1 protein-coding gene is annotated in these 18095 nt (G+C 64.6%); it reads left to right on the top strand.

Translation table 11 applies throughout. The features are described 5' to 3' along the window. The first annotated feature begins 309 nt into the window (after nucleotides 1-309). A complete protein-coding gene (locus GUC32_RS22010) occupies nucleotides 310-18090 on the top strand; it encodes an amino acid adenylation domain-containing protein (protein ID WP_369435432.1) in 17781 nt (5926 codons plus the stop codon). The last annotated feature ends 5 nt before the right edge of the window (nucleotides 18091-18095 follow it).

Raw genomic sequence — 18095 nt, 5'->3', positions numbered from 1 at the left:
TCCATAATTATATCGAGTTAATAAAAGCGGAATACGCTCGTCATCCCTGAGTAATATCGGGGAAATAAAATGATCATTTATCCCCTTTCGCACATTTCGCCAAAAAAAATATCCTCTCCTATACTTCACACCTCAGCAAATTGAGGCACAGGGGGAACCTCTGGATTAACCATTTCATTCTTTCTTAGTTGGGGGAGACCCAGCTTTTCTACGGTTTTTTATTCTGACTTGAACTGTCGGACGGCCAGGCTTTGCCTAAATCCGGACGGACCCTTTCATTAACGTAATGAAAACGTGCTAGAGAATATTATGAACAAACAAACTGATGTGAAGAGTGGGGAATTCCGTACGGGTGCTCATATTTCGTTGGAAAAAGTCGAACTGCATGAAATTACCACCGCTCAGCGCGAGCTTTGGCTGAGCGCCAGCATGTCTGAAGGCTTGCCATTCAATATGTGGGGATACGGCACGATACAAGGGCCGTTGCAGATAGCCCTGCTGCGCCAGGCGATAGACGCGATCATTGAAGAAACGCCGGCGATGCAGGCCCATTTCACCGAACAAGACGGCGAGCTTTATCAATACCGTGCGGCGCGCAGTCATGACCCGCTTTCCGTGCATGACTTCAGCAGCCAGGAATACCCTGAGCTGGCGGCGCAGCGCTGGATGCGGCAAGATGCCGATCGCGTGATCTCCGCGCTGGATCAGGACCTGTTCGGTTTTGCCTTACTGACGTTGGCGCCGGGCAACTATATCCTCTACCGACGTTTTCACCACATGCTGGTAGATGGCCGCAGCGCCGAAGAGTTTATGCGTCGTATCGCGCTGTATTACAACGCATTAGCTGAGAAAAAAAACATTCCTGAATTCAGCAATTGCAGTTTTACCCGGCTCTATGAACACGACCTGCAGTACCGCGATTCTTCCCGCTTCGCCACCGATAAACAGTTCTGGCAAGGCTATACGCTCGCCGCGCCTTATAGCCTGACGCGTCAGGAGAAACTCGTCCCTTATTCGTCCATGCAAATCAGCAATCACACATTAAAAATAAATGAGATAGCGGCGATTGATCGGGGGGCGGAAAAAGCCGGCGTACATCGCGCTCATATATTGGCGGCGGCTGTCGCATTATGTTTCCATAGTATTACTGGTCAGACCTTATTGAATTTCAGCCTGCCGGTGACCGGTACGCGAGAGCGAAACAGTATTGGTATGACTGCGAATGTGGTGCCACTGATTTTAGCCATTAACCCTGAAAGTCGTCTGGCTGATTTTGCACAACAGGTCGCTGCGGAAATAGCCAAAGTGGTTCGTCGGCAATTATATCGCGGTGAGGATATTCGTCGCGATCGCAGCACCATGAGTTCATCCTGGTTTGGTCCCGCCATCAATATCGTTTCCTTCGATCATGGCGATCCGTTTTGGGGATGTAAGACACGTTGGTACTACGGTGGCAACATCGCCGTCAGCGATATGCAAATTCTGTTTTACGAAGATCAGCAGGCGCAAGAGTTGGACGTCATGTTTGCCGATGCGCCGCATGCCCATTCATTAAGCCAGCTTGAGAGTTTACAACGGCGTTTCCAATTTATTCTGCGGCTCCTCTCTGAACAACCTGAAGGCAGCATTGCCCAGGTGATGCAACAGATCTCTGCGCAGCCTGAAGCGGACGTCAGCGGCAGTTTCTATGATCTCCGTCGACTGCCGCCGGCCGCCGGCTTCATCCGCTGGGATCGCCCTGCTGCTGAGCTGGTGCGCCTCGCGACGTCACTTGGCCATCCTGCGGGGAATTGCCCGCTGAAAATCCTGTTGGCCGACCGTGCGCTGGGCGTTGGGCACCTGGAAATGCTGCCTGACGCCGACAATGCGCCACCCGGTACGCTGCTCTGCGTCGACGATGCGGGTTGGAATATCGCCACGGCGGAAGGGGCGGTGCGGATCGGGGGCTGGTTCACCGCCGAAGGCGAGCTGACGGCGGGGGAAGCGCTGGCGCAGCTGCACGGTTTGACGGTGGGCGAGCCGTTACCGTTGCTTGATCCTTCGCAGGCGAAACGATTGGAGGAGCGACAGGCGGCCGGTGGGCATCATGCGGCCTTCTGGCAACCGCGATTGGCGCAGTTTGCCCCGGCGGCGTTCCCGGTGGCCTGGCAGCGCGAAGCCCGGCCGGCATGGCAGGCTACGGCCTGGCAACACGCGGGCAAGATCGAGGTTGAAGCGGTGTTGACCGGGCTGGCGCTGTATCTGGGATTGATGGGCGGCGAAAGTGATTTCCAACTTGGCTGGCTGAACGCGACGGACGACGTCATCGGCGAACCGGGCCAGGTTTGGACACTGCCGCTGCAGATCTCGCTGAATCCGACGCTGGGTTTCGCCGAGGCGCAGGTGCAGATGCGACGCGAATGGCAGCAGGCGCGCGCGCGTCGCGCCTACCATCCGGCATTGCTCGGCCTGGACACGCGTTCGCGCGCCTGGTCAACCGTCGTGACGCTATTGCGCCGCGACACCTCGCCGGGATTCGACGACAGTCAGGAGGGCGCAGCGGCGGTGAAACGCTCCGGCGCTCGGGCAGTGCTGCAAATCTGTGAAAGCAACGCCGCTTTCCGTTGGGTGTACGACAGCGCCGCGGTGGGGGACGAGCAGATGCTGCGTGCCGCGCAGCATCTGCTATTGCTGCTCCGGCAGGCCGCTGCGGCGCCGAATGCGCCGGTGCGAGGCGATCGTTTACTGAGCCAGGCGGAGCGAGAGCTATTGCTCAACGTGCGCAACCGCACGCACCGGGCTTTCCCGCAGGCGTCGAGCGTGTCGGCCCTGTTTGAAGCGCAGGCGCGGCGTACGCCGACGGTGCCGGCGCTGTCTCAGGGGGCGATGTCGCTGAGCTATGCGGAATTGAACGCGCGCGCCAACCGGCTGGCGCATTACCTGACGGCACGCGGCGTAGGGCCGGAAAGCCGCGTAGCGGTCTGCGCCGCGCGCAGCCCGGAGATGATCGTCGCACTGCTGGCGATCCTGAAAGCCGGCGGCGCCTATGTGCCGCTGGATCCGGCTTATCCCGCTGAGCGTCTGCACTATATCGTGCAGGACTGCGCGCCGGCGCTGCTGTTGGCGGATAGTACCGGCCGCGCCGCGCTGGGGGCGGTAGCAGCGCCGTTGTTGGCGCTGGAAGACGCGCTGCCAGAGCAGGATCACGACCTGCCGCCGCGCGCGCAGCCAGGCAGCCTGGCGTATGTGGTTTACACCTCGGGCTCGACCGGCAAACCGAAAGGGGTAATGGTGGAGCAGGCGCACCTGATCAACCTGATCATGTGGCACTGCGAAGCGACCGGTTTGCAGGCTGGCGAGCGAACGACCAGCATGGCCGGGTTGGGTTTTGACGCCAGCGTTTGGGAAATCTGGCCGACGTTGACGCAGGGGGCGACGCTGCTGCTGCCGCCGGCAGAGGCGGCGGGCAATGGCGAAGCGCTGCTGCAATGGTGGCGCGGCAGCGGTGTGCAGGTCGGGTTTATGGTGACGCCGCTGGCTGAGATCGCACTGATGGGCGAGATGCCTGCCGATCTGCGGATGCTGCTGATCGGCGGCGACAGCATTCGCCGCTGGCCGCTGCCGGCGCCGCCTGGCGTAACCATTGTGAATAACTATGGGCCGACGGAGACGACCGTGGTAGCGACTTCGGGCGAGCCGGCGGTCGGTACGGCGATGCCGTCTATCGGCCGGCCTATCGCCAACGGCCGGGCGTACTTGCTGGATGACGATGGCCAGCCGGTGCCGCTGGGCGCCGTGGGTGAACTGTATATCGGCGGCGCGCAGGTGGCGCGCGGTTACCTGAACCAGCCGGCGCTGACGGCGGAGCGTTTCCTGGCCGATCCTTTCGCGCCGGGCGGCCGCATGTACCGCACCGGCGATCTGGCGCGCTATATGCCGGATGGCAGCCTGGAGTATCTGGGCCGCAACGATCTGCAGGTAAAAATTCGCGGCTTCCGCATTGAATGCGGTGAAATCGAGTCGCAGCTGGCTATGCATGCCGCCGTGCGCGACGCGGTGGTGGATGCGCTCACGGATGGCGAAGGCGACAAACGTCTGGTGGCCTGGATCGTGCCGCAGCCGGAGGCGGAGCGTGAGGCGCTGGCGCAGACGTTGCGCCGGGCACTCGCTACAACGTTGCCGGATTATATGGTGCCGACGGCCTTTGTGTGGCTGGAGGCGCTGCCGCTGTCGCCGAACGGCAAACTGGATCGGCGCGCGTTGCCGGTACCGGCGCCGGACGCCGCCATGCGCGAAGCCTATGTCGAGCCACAGGGGGAAACCGAAACGCTGCTGGCTCAGATTTGGCAGGGGTTGCTGAGCGTTGAACGCGTGGGGCGTCACGACAACTTCTTCGAGTTGGGCGGCCATTCGCTGCTGGCGGTGAAGCTGATGGCGCAGCTGCGCCAGGCCGGGCTGTCGGCGAGCGTTCAGGCGCTGTTCTCCACGCCAACGCTGTCGGCTCTGGCGCAAACGCTGGTGTCGCAGCAGCGGATTCAGGTGCCGGAAAACGTGATTGCGCCGGGCTGCCGTGCAATCACGCCGCAGATGCTGCCGCTGGCCGATCTGACTCAGGCGGAGATCGATCAGATCGTCGACGGTGTGGAGGGAGGCATCGACAACGTACAGGATATCTACGCCCTTTCCCCGTTGCAGGAAGGGATCTTGTTCCACCACATGCTGGCGGAAGAGGGCGACCCCTACCTGCTGTCGGCACTGCTGCGTTTCGACAGCCGGGCGCGTTTCGATCGCTGGCTGGCGGCGATGCAGCAGGTGGTGGAGCGTCATGACATTTTGCGCACGGCCTTTGTCGGTGCGGGGCTGTCCGAACCGGTACAGGTCGTCTGGCGTCGGGCGCGTTTAGCGGTGATCGAGCTGGCGCTGGATCCGGCCGAGGGGCCGGTCGGCCGTCAGCTGGAAGCGCGCTTCGATCCCCGACGGATCCGGCAGGATCTGACGCGGGCACCGCTGCTGTATTACGTTATCGCCGAAGAGAGCGACGGCAGCTGGTACGTCTTGCAGCAGTGGCACCACCTGATTGGCGACCACTCGACGCTGGCGATGATGGGAGAAGAAGTCAACGCCATTCTGGCCGGGCGCGGCGATACGCTGGGCTGCGCGCAGCCGTTCCGCAATGCGGTGGCGCAAGCGCGTTTGGGGCTCAGCGAACAGGAACATGAGCGTTTCTTCCGCGGCATGCTGGCGGATATCGACGAACCGGTGCTGCCGTTCGGGCTCGGCAACGTACACGGCGACGGACAGTGCGCCAATACCGGCCGTCTGGCGCTGGCGCCTGCGCTGAATGCCGGCCTGCGTCGACAGGCGAAGCGATTGGGCGTCAGCCTGGCCAGCCTGTGTCATCTGGCCTGGGCGCAGGTGCTGGCGCGCACCAGCGGGCGTGATGCCGTGGTGTTCGGCACGGTGCTGCTGGGCCGCATGGAATCGGGCGAAGGCGCCGACCGGGCGCTGGGGCTATTCATCAATACGCTGCCGCTGCGGCTGGATATGGACGGGCGCAGCGTTGAGGCGTCGGTGCGGCAGGCGCATGCGCGCCTGAGCGGCTTGCTGGCGCATGAGCACGCCTCGCTGGCGTTGGCGCAGCGCTGCAGCGGCGTGAAAAGCGGTGCGCCGCTGTTCAGTGCGCTGCTGAACTACCGCCACAACGACGGGGAAGCCTTGGCACTGCCGGAAGGGGTCAGCCTGATCGGCGCGGACGAACGCACCAACTACCCGTTCGTGCTGTCGGTGGACGACGGCATGGATTCGCTGGCGTTGACGGCGCAGGTCATCGACCCCATTGAAGCCTCGCGGGTGTGCCGCTATATGCAACAGGCGTTGACCGCTCTGGTGAATGCGCTGGAACACACGCCGGAAATGCCGGTGCGTGAACTGTCGATTCTGCCGGACGACGAGTACGCCTTGCTGATCAATGGTTGGAACGCAACGGCACAGCCTTATCCGCAGGACGTTTGCCTGCATGGGCTATTTGAAGCGCAGGTGCGCCGCACGCCGGACGCCGTGGCGCTGGTTTGCGGCGACGCCGAACTGAGCTACGCCCAACTGAACGCGCAGGCCAATCGCCTGGCGCACGCGCTGATGCAGCGCGGCGTCGGGCCGGATTGCCGGGTGGCGGTGTGCGCCGAGCGCAGCCTGGCGATGGTGACGGCATTGTTCGGCATCCTCAAGGCCGGCGGCGCCTATGTGCCTCTGGATCCGGCTTATCCGGGCGAACGTCTGCAATATATCCTGCAGGACGCCGATCCGGTGCTGCTGCTGGCGGACGCCGCCGGCCGCGCGGCGCTGGGCGAACACGCGGTGCCGCTGCTGGCGCTGGATGAACCGTTGCCGGACGATCTGAACGCCGATAACCCGGCGCCGCGCGCGCAGCCCAATCATTTGGCCTACGTGATTTATACCTCCGGCTCGACCGGAAAACCGAAAGGCGCGATGAATGAGCATCGCGGCATCGTTAACCGCCTGATCTGGATGCAGCAGGCTTATGGGTTGACGCCGGCGGATACGGTGCTGCAGAAAACGCCGTTCGGCTTCGACGTCTCGGTGTGGGAATTCTTCTGGCCGTTGATGTATGGCGCGCGCCTGGTGATGGCGCGCCCGGAAGGCCACAAGGATCCGGAGTACCTGAGCCGCGCCATTGAACAGTATGGCGTGACAACGCTGCACTTTGTGCCGTCGATGCTGCAAAGCTTCCTGCTGTATGAAGGCGCGAGCCGCCGTTGTGGGCAGGTGGTGCGCGTCATGTGCAGCGGCGAGGCGCTGCCCGCCTCGCTGGTGGCGGAGTTCTACCGCCAGATGCCGCATGTCGAGTTGCATAACCTCTATGGTCCGACCGAAGCGGCGGTGGACGTGACCGCTTGGCACTGCACCCGCCAACCCGGGCTGGTGTCGGTGCCCATTGGGCGGCCGGTGGCCAATACGCGGATCTATCTGCTTGATGAACAAGGGCAGCCGGTGCCGCTGGGGGCGGTTGGCGAGCTGTATATCGGCGGCATCCAGGTAGCGCGCGGCTATTTCAACCGGCCTGAACTGACGGCGGAGCGCTTCCTGGCCGATCCGTTCGATGCCGGCCACGGCGGCCGCATGTACCGCACCGGCGACGTGGCCCGCTACCTGCCGGACGGCAATATCGAGTATCTGGGCCGCAACGATCAGCAGGTGAAGATCCGCGGTTTCCGTATCGAATGCGGCGAGATAGAGGCGGCGCTGGCCGCGCATCCGCAGGTGCGCGAAGCCGTGGTGGATGCGCGCGGCGGCGACGGCGGTGAGAAACGCCTGATCGCCTGGGTGGTGCCGCAGCCAGGTGCCGATGAGGCGTCGCTGGCGGAGGTGCTGCGCCGGCATTTGGCCGACAAACTGCCGGATTACATGGTGCCGGCCGCTTGCGTGCTGCTGGAGGCGCTGCCGCTGTCACCAAACGGCAAGCTCGATCGCCGCGCATTGCCCGACCCGTCGGGCGAGGCCTATCGTCGTGAAGCCTACGAGGCGCCGCTGGGGGACGTCGAGCAGCGTCTGGCTGCGCTGTGGGAAGAACTGCTGGGCGTGGATCAGGTTGGCCGCAACGACAGCTTCTTCGCCCTGGGCGGCCATTCGTTGTTGGCGGTGCGTTTGGCCAACCGCCTGCAGCAAAGCGGGTTGCCGCTGTCGCTGCAGGCGCTGTTCGCCAACCCGGTCCTGCAGGCGCTGGCGCGCCAGATCACGCAGGCGGAAAGCCTGCCGCCGATTCTGCCTGCGCCGCGCGATGCGGCCTTACCGCTGTCGTTCGCTCAGCAGCGCCTGTGGTTCCTGACCCAACTGGACGGCATGAGCGAAATTTACCACATGCCGCTGGCGCTGCGGTTGCGTGGGCCGCTGAATCTGGCCGCCTGGCAGAGCAGCCTCGACGCGCTTTATGCGCGCCACGACGCGTTGCGCACCGTCTTTATCAGCCGCGACGGCCAGCCGCAGGCGCTCATTTTGCCGATCGCCGGTTTGCCGCTGACAATCCACGATCTGCGCGGCGTCGCGGATGCGCAGGCGCGCGCCGCCATGCTGATACGGGAAGAGGCTGCGGCGCCCTTTGATCTGGCCGGGGGCCCGCTGTTGCGCGCCAGCCTTATCCGGCTGAGCGACGAGGAACAGCTGTTCGCGTTGACCTGCCACCACATCATTTCCGATGGTTGGTCGAACGGCATATTGCTGCGGGAGCTGGGTGCGTTGTATGGCGCGTTGTGTCGCGGCGAACCATCGCCGCTGCCGCCGCTGGCGTTGCAATACGCGGATTACGCCCACTGGCAGCGGCAATGGCTGCAGCCGGCGCGCTTGTCGAAGCAGGCCGATTATTGGCGCCAGACGTTGGGCGATGCGCCAGCGCTGTTGACGCTGCCGACCGACCGTCCGCGCCCGGCGGTGCAGTCATTCGCCGGGGATCGGGTGGCCGTCTCGCTCGATGCCGAACTGACTGCAGCGCTGAGGCAATTCAGCCTGCGTCAGGGATGCACGCTGTTCATCACGCTGTTGACGGCGTGGAGCGTCGTGCTGTCCCGTTTGTCGGGGCAGCGCGATCTGGTGATCGGCACGCCGGAGGCCAACCGTCGCCGGCTGGAAACGGAACCGATGATTGGCTTCTTCGTCAGCACCTTGGCGCTGCGCATCGATCTGTCCGACGATCCGGATTTGTCGACGTTGGCGCTGCGCGTGCGCGATACGCTGCTGGCGGCGCGCGATCATGGCGATCTGCCTTTCGAGCAGGTGGTTGAACAGGTGAACCCGCCGCGTCATCGTGGCCATACTCCGTTGTTCCAGGTGATGCTGAGCTGGCAGGACGGTTCGGTGCACGACATCGGCCTGCCGGGGCTGCAGGCGGAAGCGATCGATGCCGGCTATGCCGCGGCGAAATATGACATGACGCTGGATCTGACCGAGATCGGCGAAGAGATCGCCGGTTCGCTGTATTACGCCACGGCGCTGTTCGATCGTGAAACCGCCGAGCGCTACGGGATCTATCTGCGCCAGGTGTTGCAGAGCATCGCGTTGGCGGCGCCGCAGCCGGTTTCGCAGCTTGCGCTGTTGCCGCAGAACGAACGGCAGCGGTTGTTGCATGGCTGGAACCGGACGCCGGACGAACCGCAGGCGGATCTCTGCCCGCACCATCACCTGGAGCGGCTGGCGCTGCGCACGCCAGAGGCGATCGCCGCGGTGTGCGGAGAAGAACGCCTCAGCTATCGGGCGCTCAATGAACGAGCCAACGCGTTGGCGCAGGTGTTGATCGCGCGCGGCGTCGGGCCCGATCGTCTGGTGGCGCTGTGTGCGGAGCGCAGCACGCCGATGCTGGTCGGGTTGCTGGCGATCCTGAAAGCGGGCGGCGCCTATGTGCCGCTCGATCCGGCTTATACCGGCGAACGTCTGGAGTACATTTTACACGATGCCCGGCCGGTGTTGCTGCTGGCCGACGCCGCAGGGCGTTCGGCGCTGAGCGGGGCTGATGTGCCGACGATGGCGCTGGAGGAAGACTGGGGCACCGAGGCCGCCAATCCGCAGGTTGCGGGGCTGACGGCGGCCAATCTGGCCTATGTGATCTATACCTCCGGATCGACCGGTAAGCCGAAAGGCGTGATGGTGGAACACCGTCAGGTTGAGCGCCTGTTTACCGCGACCGACGCCGGTTTCGGCTTTGACGCCGGGGATGTCTGGTGTCTGTTCCACTCGTTCGCCTTCGATTTCTCGGTATGGGAAATCTGGGGCGCGTGGCGCCACGGCGGCCGGTTGGTGATCGTGCCGCAGGAAACGGCGCGCTCCGCCCCCGCGTTCTATCAGCTAGTTTGTCACCAGGGCGTGACGGTGCTGAATCAGACGCCAAGCGCCTTTAAAGCGTTCATTCAGGCTCAGGACGACACGCCGCATCGGCTGCGCTACATCGTCTTCGGCGGCGAAATGCTGAATCCGGCCGATCTGGCGCCGTGGTATGCCCGTAATCGGCCGGACGCGCCGCGGTTAATCAATATGTACGGCATAACGGAAACGACGGTGCACGTCACCTACCGGGAAATGTCTCCGGCGGACATCACCGGCAGCGGCAGCCCGATCGGCCGGCGCATCCCGGATCTGCGCCTGTATCTGCTTGACGAACACGGTCAGCCGGTGGCGCAGGGCGCAGTGGGTGAGCTGTATGTCGGCGGGCTGGGCGTGGCGCGCGGCTACCTGAATCGGCCGGAGCTGAATGCGCAACGTTTCCTCGACGATCCTTTCGTGGCGGGAGAACGGATGTATCGCGCCGGCGATCTGGCGCGCTATCTGCCGAACGGTGAGCTGGAGTACCTGGGGCGCAACGATCAGCAGGTGAAAATTCGTGGTTTCCGCATTGAGTGCGGTGAGGTGGAGGCGGCGCTGCTGGACCATCCTGAGGTCCGCAGCGTGGCGGTTGACGCCTGGCAGGACAACGGCGGCGACAAACGTTTGGTGGCCTGGGCGGTGCCGGGCGAAGGGGGAGATCGGGAAACGCTGGCGCTGCGGCTGCGCCAGCATCTGGCCGGCCGTCTGCCGGACTATATGGTGCCGACGGCCTTTGTGTGGCTGGACGCGTTGCCGCTGACCACCAACGGCAAACTGGACAAACGCGCGCTGCCGGCGCCTGAGCTGGGGGCCGCCGCGCGCGCCGTTTATGAAGCGCCGGCCAATGAACGAGAACGCCTGCTGGCGTCCATCTGGCGTCAGTTGCTGAATGTTGAACGCGTCGGTCGTCATGATGATTTCTTTGCTCTGGGCGGACATTCGCTGCTGGCGGTACAGTTGGCCAATCGGGTACAGCAGGCCGGCTGGCGGCTGCCGCTGTCGGCGCTGTTCGCTGCGCCGGTGTTGCAGGCGCTGGCGCAGTGGCTGGAACGGGAGGGGGCGGCGCAGCCGACGGCCATCGTGCCGACCCCACGTCACGACGCATTGCCGTTGTCGTTTGCCCAGCAGCGGCTGTGGTTCCTGAGCCAAATGGGCGGGATCGGCGAGACTTACCATATCCCGCTGGCGTTGCGCCTTGACGGTGACCTGGATGCGCCGGCGTTCCAACGCAGCCTCGACGCGCTGTATGCCCGCCACGAAGCCTTGCGCAGCGTGTTTGTTTGCCAGGATGGGCAACCTCAGGTGCGGATCTTGCCGGAGGCGGCCATGCCGCTGGCGCATCACGACTTGCGCGGCGAGCGTCATGCGGAGCAACGTTTGCACGCGCTAGCCGAAACGGCGATGAAAGCGCCGTTCGATCTGGAAAGGGGGCCGCTGGTGCGGGCTTGTTTGCTGCAAGTGAGCGAGCGGCGGCATCTGTTCCTGCTGACCTGCCACCATATCGTTTCCGACGGCTGGTCTACCGGGATCCTGATGCGGGAGTTGAGCGCATTGTATGGCGCCTTCCAACGCGGTGAACCGTCTCCGCTGCCGCCGCTGGCGGTGCACTATGTCGATTATGCCGTTTGGCAGCGCCAGTGGCTGACGCAGGAACGGTTGGCCGAGCAGGCGGCGTTCTGGCGCCAGACGCTGGGCGATGCGCCGGCGCTGCTGACGCTGCCGACCGATCGGCCGCGTCCGGCGATGCAGTCGTTCGCCGGCGGCGAGGTGCCTCTGGTTATCGACGCGGCGCTCACCGACGCGCTGCGGCGGTTGAGCCGCCAATACGGCGGCACGCTGTTCATGACGGTGCTGGCCGCCTGGAGTTTGGTGTTGTCCCGCATGGCCGGCCAACCGCAGGTGGTGATTGGCACCCCGGAGGCCAACCGCAGCAGGCTGGAAATCGAACCGCTGGCCGGCTTCTTCGTTAGCACGCTGGCGATGCATGTCGATCTGCGCGGTGAGCCGACGCTGAAAATCTTGCTCGAACGCGTGCGCGAGACGGTATTGGCGGCGCGGGAAAACGGCGATCTGCCGTTTGAACAGGTGGTGGAGGTGGTCAATCCGCCGCGCCAGCTGGACGCGACGCCGCTGTTCCAGGTGATGCTGGCCTGGCAGGACGGCTCGGTGCGCGATATCGCATTGCCGGGCCTGCAAACGACGGATGCCGGGCTGAGCTATGACGTCGCGAAATTCGACATGACGCTCGAGTTGGCGGAAAGCGGCAGCGGCATTGTCGGCTCGTTGAACTACGCCAGCGCCTTGTTCGATCGCGACACGGCGGTGCGCTACGGCGCGTATCTGCAGCAGGCGCTGCGAGCGATGGCGGCGGATCTTGACCAGCCGGCGGCGCGCGTCGATCTGCTGCCTGCGGCCGAACGCCAGCTGCTGCTGCACGAGTGGAACCGCACCGAGCGGGCGTATCCGGCGCAGGCGTGCGTGCATCAACTGTTCGACGAGCAGGCGCGGCGCACGCCGCAGGCGACGGCGTTGGTCGATGGCGAGCAGCTTATCTGCTACGCGCAGTTGGCGGAGCACGCCAATCGGCTGGCCTGGCGCCTGATTAAGGCGGGCGTGGAGCCCGGCCAGCGCGTGGCGATCCGGTTTGAGCGCAGCGCTGCCCTGGTGATCGCCCAATTGGCGACCCTTAAGGCCGGTGCTGCCTATGTGCCGGTTGATCCGCAGCTGCCGGCCGGCCGCCAGAACTGGATCATCGCCGACAGCGGTGCAGTACTGTTGCTGAACGGCGGCGAGGACGACGCGCAGATCGGCGTCGGCGTCGCTCGTCTGCCTCAAAGCGATGACGCGGACCTGCCGTCCGATGCGCCGATATTGGCGAGCAACAGTCTGGATCTGGCCTACATCATGTACACCTCCGGCTCAACCGGTAAGCCGAAAGGCGTGATGGTGCCGCATCAGGGGATCAACCGACTGGTGATCAATAACGGTTATGCGGAGTTCAGCGACTCGGATCGTATCGCTTTCGCCATCAACCCGGCGTTCGATCCGGCGACGCTGGAAGTTTGGGGAGCCTTGCTGAACGGCGCCGCGCTGGTGGTAGTACCGCCGGCGGTCTTGCTGGACGCCTCGGCGTTCGCCGATTTGCTGACGCGCCAGGCGATTACGGTGCTGGTGCTGCCAACCTCGCTGTTCAATCAGCATGCGCATAGCATTCCCGCGACGTTAGCGGGGCTGAAATACCTGATCAGCGGCGGCGAAGCGGCGGATCCTCATGCCTATACCCGGGTGCTGAAGGAGGGGGGCCGGGTGCAGCTGATCAACGGATACGGCCCGACGGAAGCCACCACTGCCGCTACCTCGGCGCACATCACCGTGGCGGCGGGGCGGCACCGTTTGCCGATTGGCCGGCCGATCGGTAATACGCGGGTGTATCTGCTGGACGAACATCGCCAGCCGGTGCCGCTGGGCGCGATCGGCGAGCTGTATATCGGCGGCGTGGGCGTGGCGCTGGGTTACCTGAATCGCGAAGACCTCACGGCCGAGCGTTTCCTGGCGGATCCGTTTAACGAGGGAGGCCGCATGTATCGCACCGGCGATTTAGCGCGCTATCTGCCGGACGGCAACCTCGATTACTGCGGACGCAACGATCAGCAGGTGAAGATCCGCGGCTTCCGCATCGAGTGCAGCGAGATTGAAGTCCTGCTGGAAACGCACCCGGCGGTGCGCGAAGCGGTGGTTGACGTGCGCGGTGCGCATCCTGCGTTGATCGCCTGGATCGTGCCGCAAGCCGAGGCCGAGGGCCGCGATCTGACCGACGAGCTGCGGCGGCATTTGGCGGCGCAGCTGCCGGACTACATGGTGCCGGCGGCCTGTCTGATGCTTGCCGACTTGCCGTTGACCCCGAATGGTAAAGTGGATCGCCGCGCGTTGCCGACGCCACAGGCCGGCGATTTTGCGCGCGTGGGCCATGAAGCGCCTCAGGGCGACACGGAAACCCTGTTGGCGGCGATCTGGGGCGAATTGCTCGGTCTGCCGAATGTCGCCCGACATGACAATTTCTTCGAGTTGGGCGGGCATTCGCTGCTGGCGGTGAAACTGATCGCGGAGCTGCGTCGCTGCGGCCTGACGGCGAACGTGCAAACGCTGTTTACCGCCCCGACGCTGGCCTCGCTGGCGGAGGCGCTGGAGGCGCGCTGCGAAATCGAGATCCCCGAGAACCTGCTGCGGCCGGATAGCGCGCGCATCACGCCTGAGTTGCTGCCGCTGGCCTCGCTGAACCAGGTTGAGATCGACAGCATCGTGGCGCGCGTGCCGGGCGGGGTGGCCAACGTGCAGGATATCTATGCGTTGTCGCCGTTGCAGGAGGGGATTCTGTTCCACCACCTGTTGGCGGAACGGGGCGATCCGTACCTGCTGTCTACGCTGTTGCGCTTTGAGAACCGCGAGCGTCTGGATCGTTGGCGGGCCGCGATGCAACAGGTGATCGATCGCCACGATATTCTGCGCACGGCGTTCATCAGTGAGGCGATCCGCGAGCCGGTACAGGTCGTTTGGCGCGCCGCCGCGCTGCCGTGGACTGAGCTGACGCTCGATCCGGCGCAGGAGGCGATTGGCGATCAACTGCTGGCGCGCTTCGATCCGCAGCATGCGCGTCTGGATCTCAGCCGTGCGCCGCTGCTGAACGTCGTGGTGGCGCAAGATAGCGATGGCAGTTGGTGGATGCTGCAGCAATGGCATCATTTGGTGGGGGATCATTCCACGGCGGCATTGATCGAAGAAGAGATCGCCGCGATCCTCGCCGGCAAAGGCGCCGAGCTGGGCGCCGCGCCGCCGTTCCGCAATGCGGTGGCGCAGGCGCGTTTGAGCGTCAGCGCGCAAGAACATGAAACCTTCTTCCGCGCCATGCTGGCGGACATCGAAGAGCCGGTGCTGCCGTTCGGGCTCGGCAACGTGCGCGGCGATGGCAAGGGCGTCACCACGGCGCACCAGCCTATCGACAAGGCGCTGAACGAACGTCTGCGGCATCAGGCCAAACGGTTGGGCGTGAGCCTGGCCAGCCTGTGCCATTTGGCCTGGGCGCAGGTCTTGGCCCGCACCAGCGGCCACGACCGCGTGGTGTTCGGTACCGTGCTGCTGGGACGCATGCAGGCGGGGGAAGGCGCCGAGCGAGCGATGGGGCTGTTTATCAATACCTTGCCGCTGCGCCTCGACATCGGCGATGACGATGTGGCGACGGCGGCGCGCCAGGCCCACGCGCGGCTGAGCGGGTTGCTGCAGCATGAGCACGCGCCGCTGGCGCTGGCGCAGCGCTGCAGCGGCGTGGCGGCGGGGATGCCGCTGTTCAGCGCGTTGCTCAACTATCGCCACAACAACGGCAGCGAGCTGGTGTTGCCGGAAGGCATGACGCTGTTGAGCGCGCAGGAGCGCACCAACTATCCGTTCGTCCTGTCGGTGGAAGACGGCGGCGACTCTCTGGGGCTGACGGCGCAGGTCAGCGAACCGGTGCCGGCGGCGAGGATCTGCGGCTATATGCAACAGGCGCTGGCCTCATTGGCGCAGGCGTTGGAAAGCCAGCCGACCCTGCCGGCGAGCGAGCTGGAGATCCTGCCGCCGTCTGAGCGCCGGCTGCTGCTGGAGGAATGGAATCAGACGACGGCGCCTTATCCGGCAGAGCTTTGCGTGCATCAGCTGTTTGAACGCCAGGCGCAGCGTACGCCGCAGGCTGTCGCGATCGTGCAAGGCGACCGTCGGATCGGCTATGCGGCGTTGAATGCCCAGGCTAACCGGCTGGCGCATGCTCTGATCGCCCACGGCATTCAACCGGGCGAGCGCGTGGCGACGCGTCTGACGCGCAGCATCGATCTGGTGGCAACGCAGCTGGCGATCTTCAAGGCCGGCGCGGTGTATGTACCTATCGACCCGCAGCTGCCGGCGGCGCGTCAGCAGTGGATCCTGGAGGACAGCGGCGCGCGCCTTATCGTCGGTGAAGCGACGGACGGGGATACCTTGCCGCTGCTGCGGCCGGCAATCTCCGGCGGTGACGAGAACGACCCGGCGCTGTCGCTGTCGAGCGCTGAGGTGGCATACATCATGTACACGTCCGGCTCCACAGGGCTGCCTAAAGGTGTGATGACGCCGCACCAGGGCATCACTCGGTTGGTGATCAACAACCGTTATGCGGCGTTCGATGCGACCGAACGGGTGGCTTATGCCGCTAACCCGGCCTTCGACGCCGCGACGATGGAGGTGTGGGCGGCGCTGTTGAACGGCGGCGAACTGGTGGTGATCCCGGCGGAAACCGTGATGGATGCGGCGCGCTTGAGCGCCGCATTGACGCAGCATCGCGTGACGACGCTGTTCCTGACGACCGCGTTGTTCAATCAGTATGTGTACAGCATGGGCGCGACGCTCGCCCAGCTGCGCTATCTGATCTGCGGTGGGGAAAAGGAGGAGCCGAGCGCCTTCGAACGCCTGCTGCAGGAAGCGGGGCCGGTACAGCTGATCCATGCCTATGGGCCGACGGAAGCGACGACCTTCGCCACGACGGCGGCGATTGCCGAGGTGCAAGGCGCCATGCGTTTGCCGATCGGTAAACCGATCGGCAACACCCGCGCCTATGTGCTGGATGCGCGCGGCCGACCGGCGCCGCTGGGCGTGATTGGCGAGCTGTATATCGGCGGCGTCGGCGTGGCGCTGGGGTACCTCAACCGGCCGGAACTGACCGCGGAACGTTTCCTGAACGATCCGTTTAACCCGGGCGGGCGCATGTATCGTACCGGCGATCTGGTGCGTTACCGGGCGGACGGCAACCTCGAGTATCAGCGACGCAACGATCGTCAGATGAAAATTCGCGGCTTCCGTATCGAGATGGGAGAGATAGAGGCGCGCCTGGCGGCGCACCCGGCGGTGAACGAAGCGGTGGTCGATGCCTGCTGCGTCGGTGCGGATACGCGGTTGATCGCCTGGATCAGCGTGCGTGAGAATGTGGCGAGCGACGGGTTGGCCGGTGAGCTGCGTCAGCACCTGGCGGCGCAGCTGCCGGACTATATGCTACCTGCGGCCTTTGTCTGGCTGGCGGCGATGCCGCTGACGCCAAACGGCAAGATTGATCGGCGGGCTCTGCCGGCGCCGGAGATGGCCGCCGCCGCAGGCGAAGCCTACGAAGCGCCGCGCGGCGATACCGAGACGCTGTTGGCGCAGGCGTGGGCGGAGTTGCTGGGGCTGCCGCAGATCGGCAGACACGACAACTTCTTCGAACTGGGCGGCCATTCGCTGCTGGCGGTCCGTCAGGCCAGCCTGGCGCAGCAGTGGGGGATCGCACTGCAGGTGCAGGCGATCTTTGACCACCCGGTGCTGGCGGATCTGGCGGCGCATGTCGAGCAGCGCACGGGCGGACAGCCGCTCAGGGCATTGCCGGCGCGCCGCAGCGGCCAGCGCCCGCCGGTCTTCTTCATGCCGACCGGTTATGGCGATCACTCCTATGTTTATGAGATAGCCAAAGAGATCGATGCGGACTTCCCGATTTATGCCGTGCCGTGGCCAGAGATGACCGACGCGCCGCCGGCAACGATGGAGGCGATGGCGGAGATCGTTGCCGGCGTTATCCGGCAGGCGCAAGCCAGCGGGCCGTATCACCTGTTCGGTTACTCTTCGGGCGGGATCTTGACCTACATGGTGGCGGAACGGCTGCAGGCGGAGGGGGAAGAGGTGGCGCTGGTGGGCCTGCTCGACACCATGCGGCCGCAGCAGGCGATGCGCGATGCGACACAGCTATTCCTCAGTTGGCTGGAGGTGGAACATCCGACGCTGGAGGCGCCGCTGTTCTCCCGCCTGCAGCCGCTGTCGGTGGAGGAGGCGTTGGCCGTGCTGCACGGCCAGGGCATCAGCACTTTCCTCGACGATCCGCTGAAGGAAGCCGCGTTATGGCGCAAGCGTTATCACTATGCGACCCTGGTCGGCGCCAGCGTCATCCGGCCGCTCGGCCTTAATCTGCACCTGTTTAAAGCGGTGGAGGAGATGCCCGGCTTGCTGAACGACGATCTGGAAGCCTACTGGCAGCGCATCAAGCCGGCGGGTTACAACCGCCGCGACGGCTCGGCACTCGGCTGGGAGGGGCATTTGCCGGCGTCGGCGGTGACGGTCAACCTGGTTGATGGCGATCATGTCACCATGATGTCGGAAGCCGTGAACCGGCGCGGCTTAGGGGAGCGCATCAGCGCCGTGCTGAATTCGCTCGTCCGACGCTGACCGCG

The organism is Serratia sp. NGAS9, from assembly GCF_009905295.1.
In the GTDB taxonomy this organism is placed as follows: Bacteria; Pseudomonadota; Gammaproteobacteria; order Enterobacterales; family Enterobacteriaceae; genus Serratia; species Serratia bockelmannii.
The sequence above is the reverse complement of the archived record's forward strand: the minus strand, read 5'-3'. Positions and strand labels throughout refer to the sequence as shown.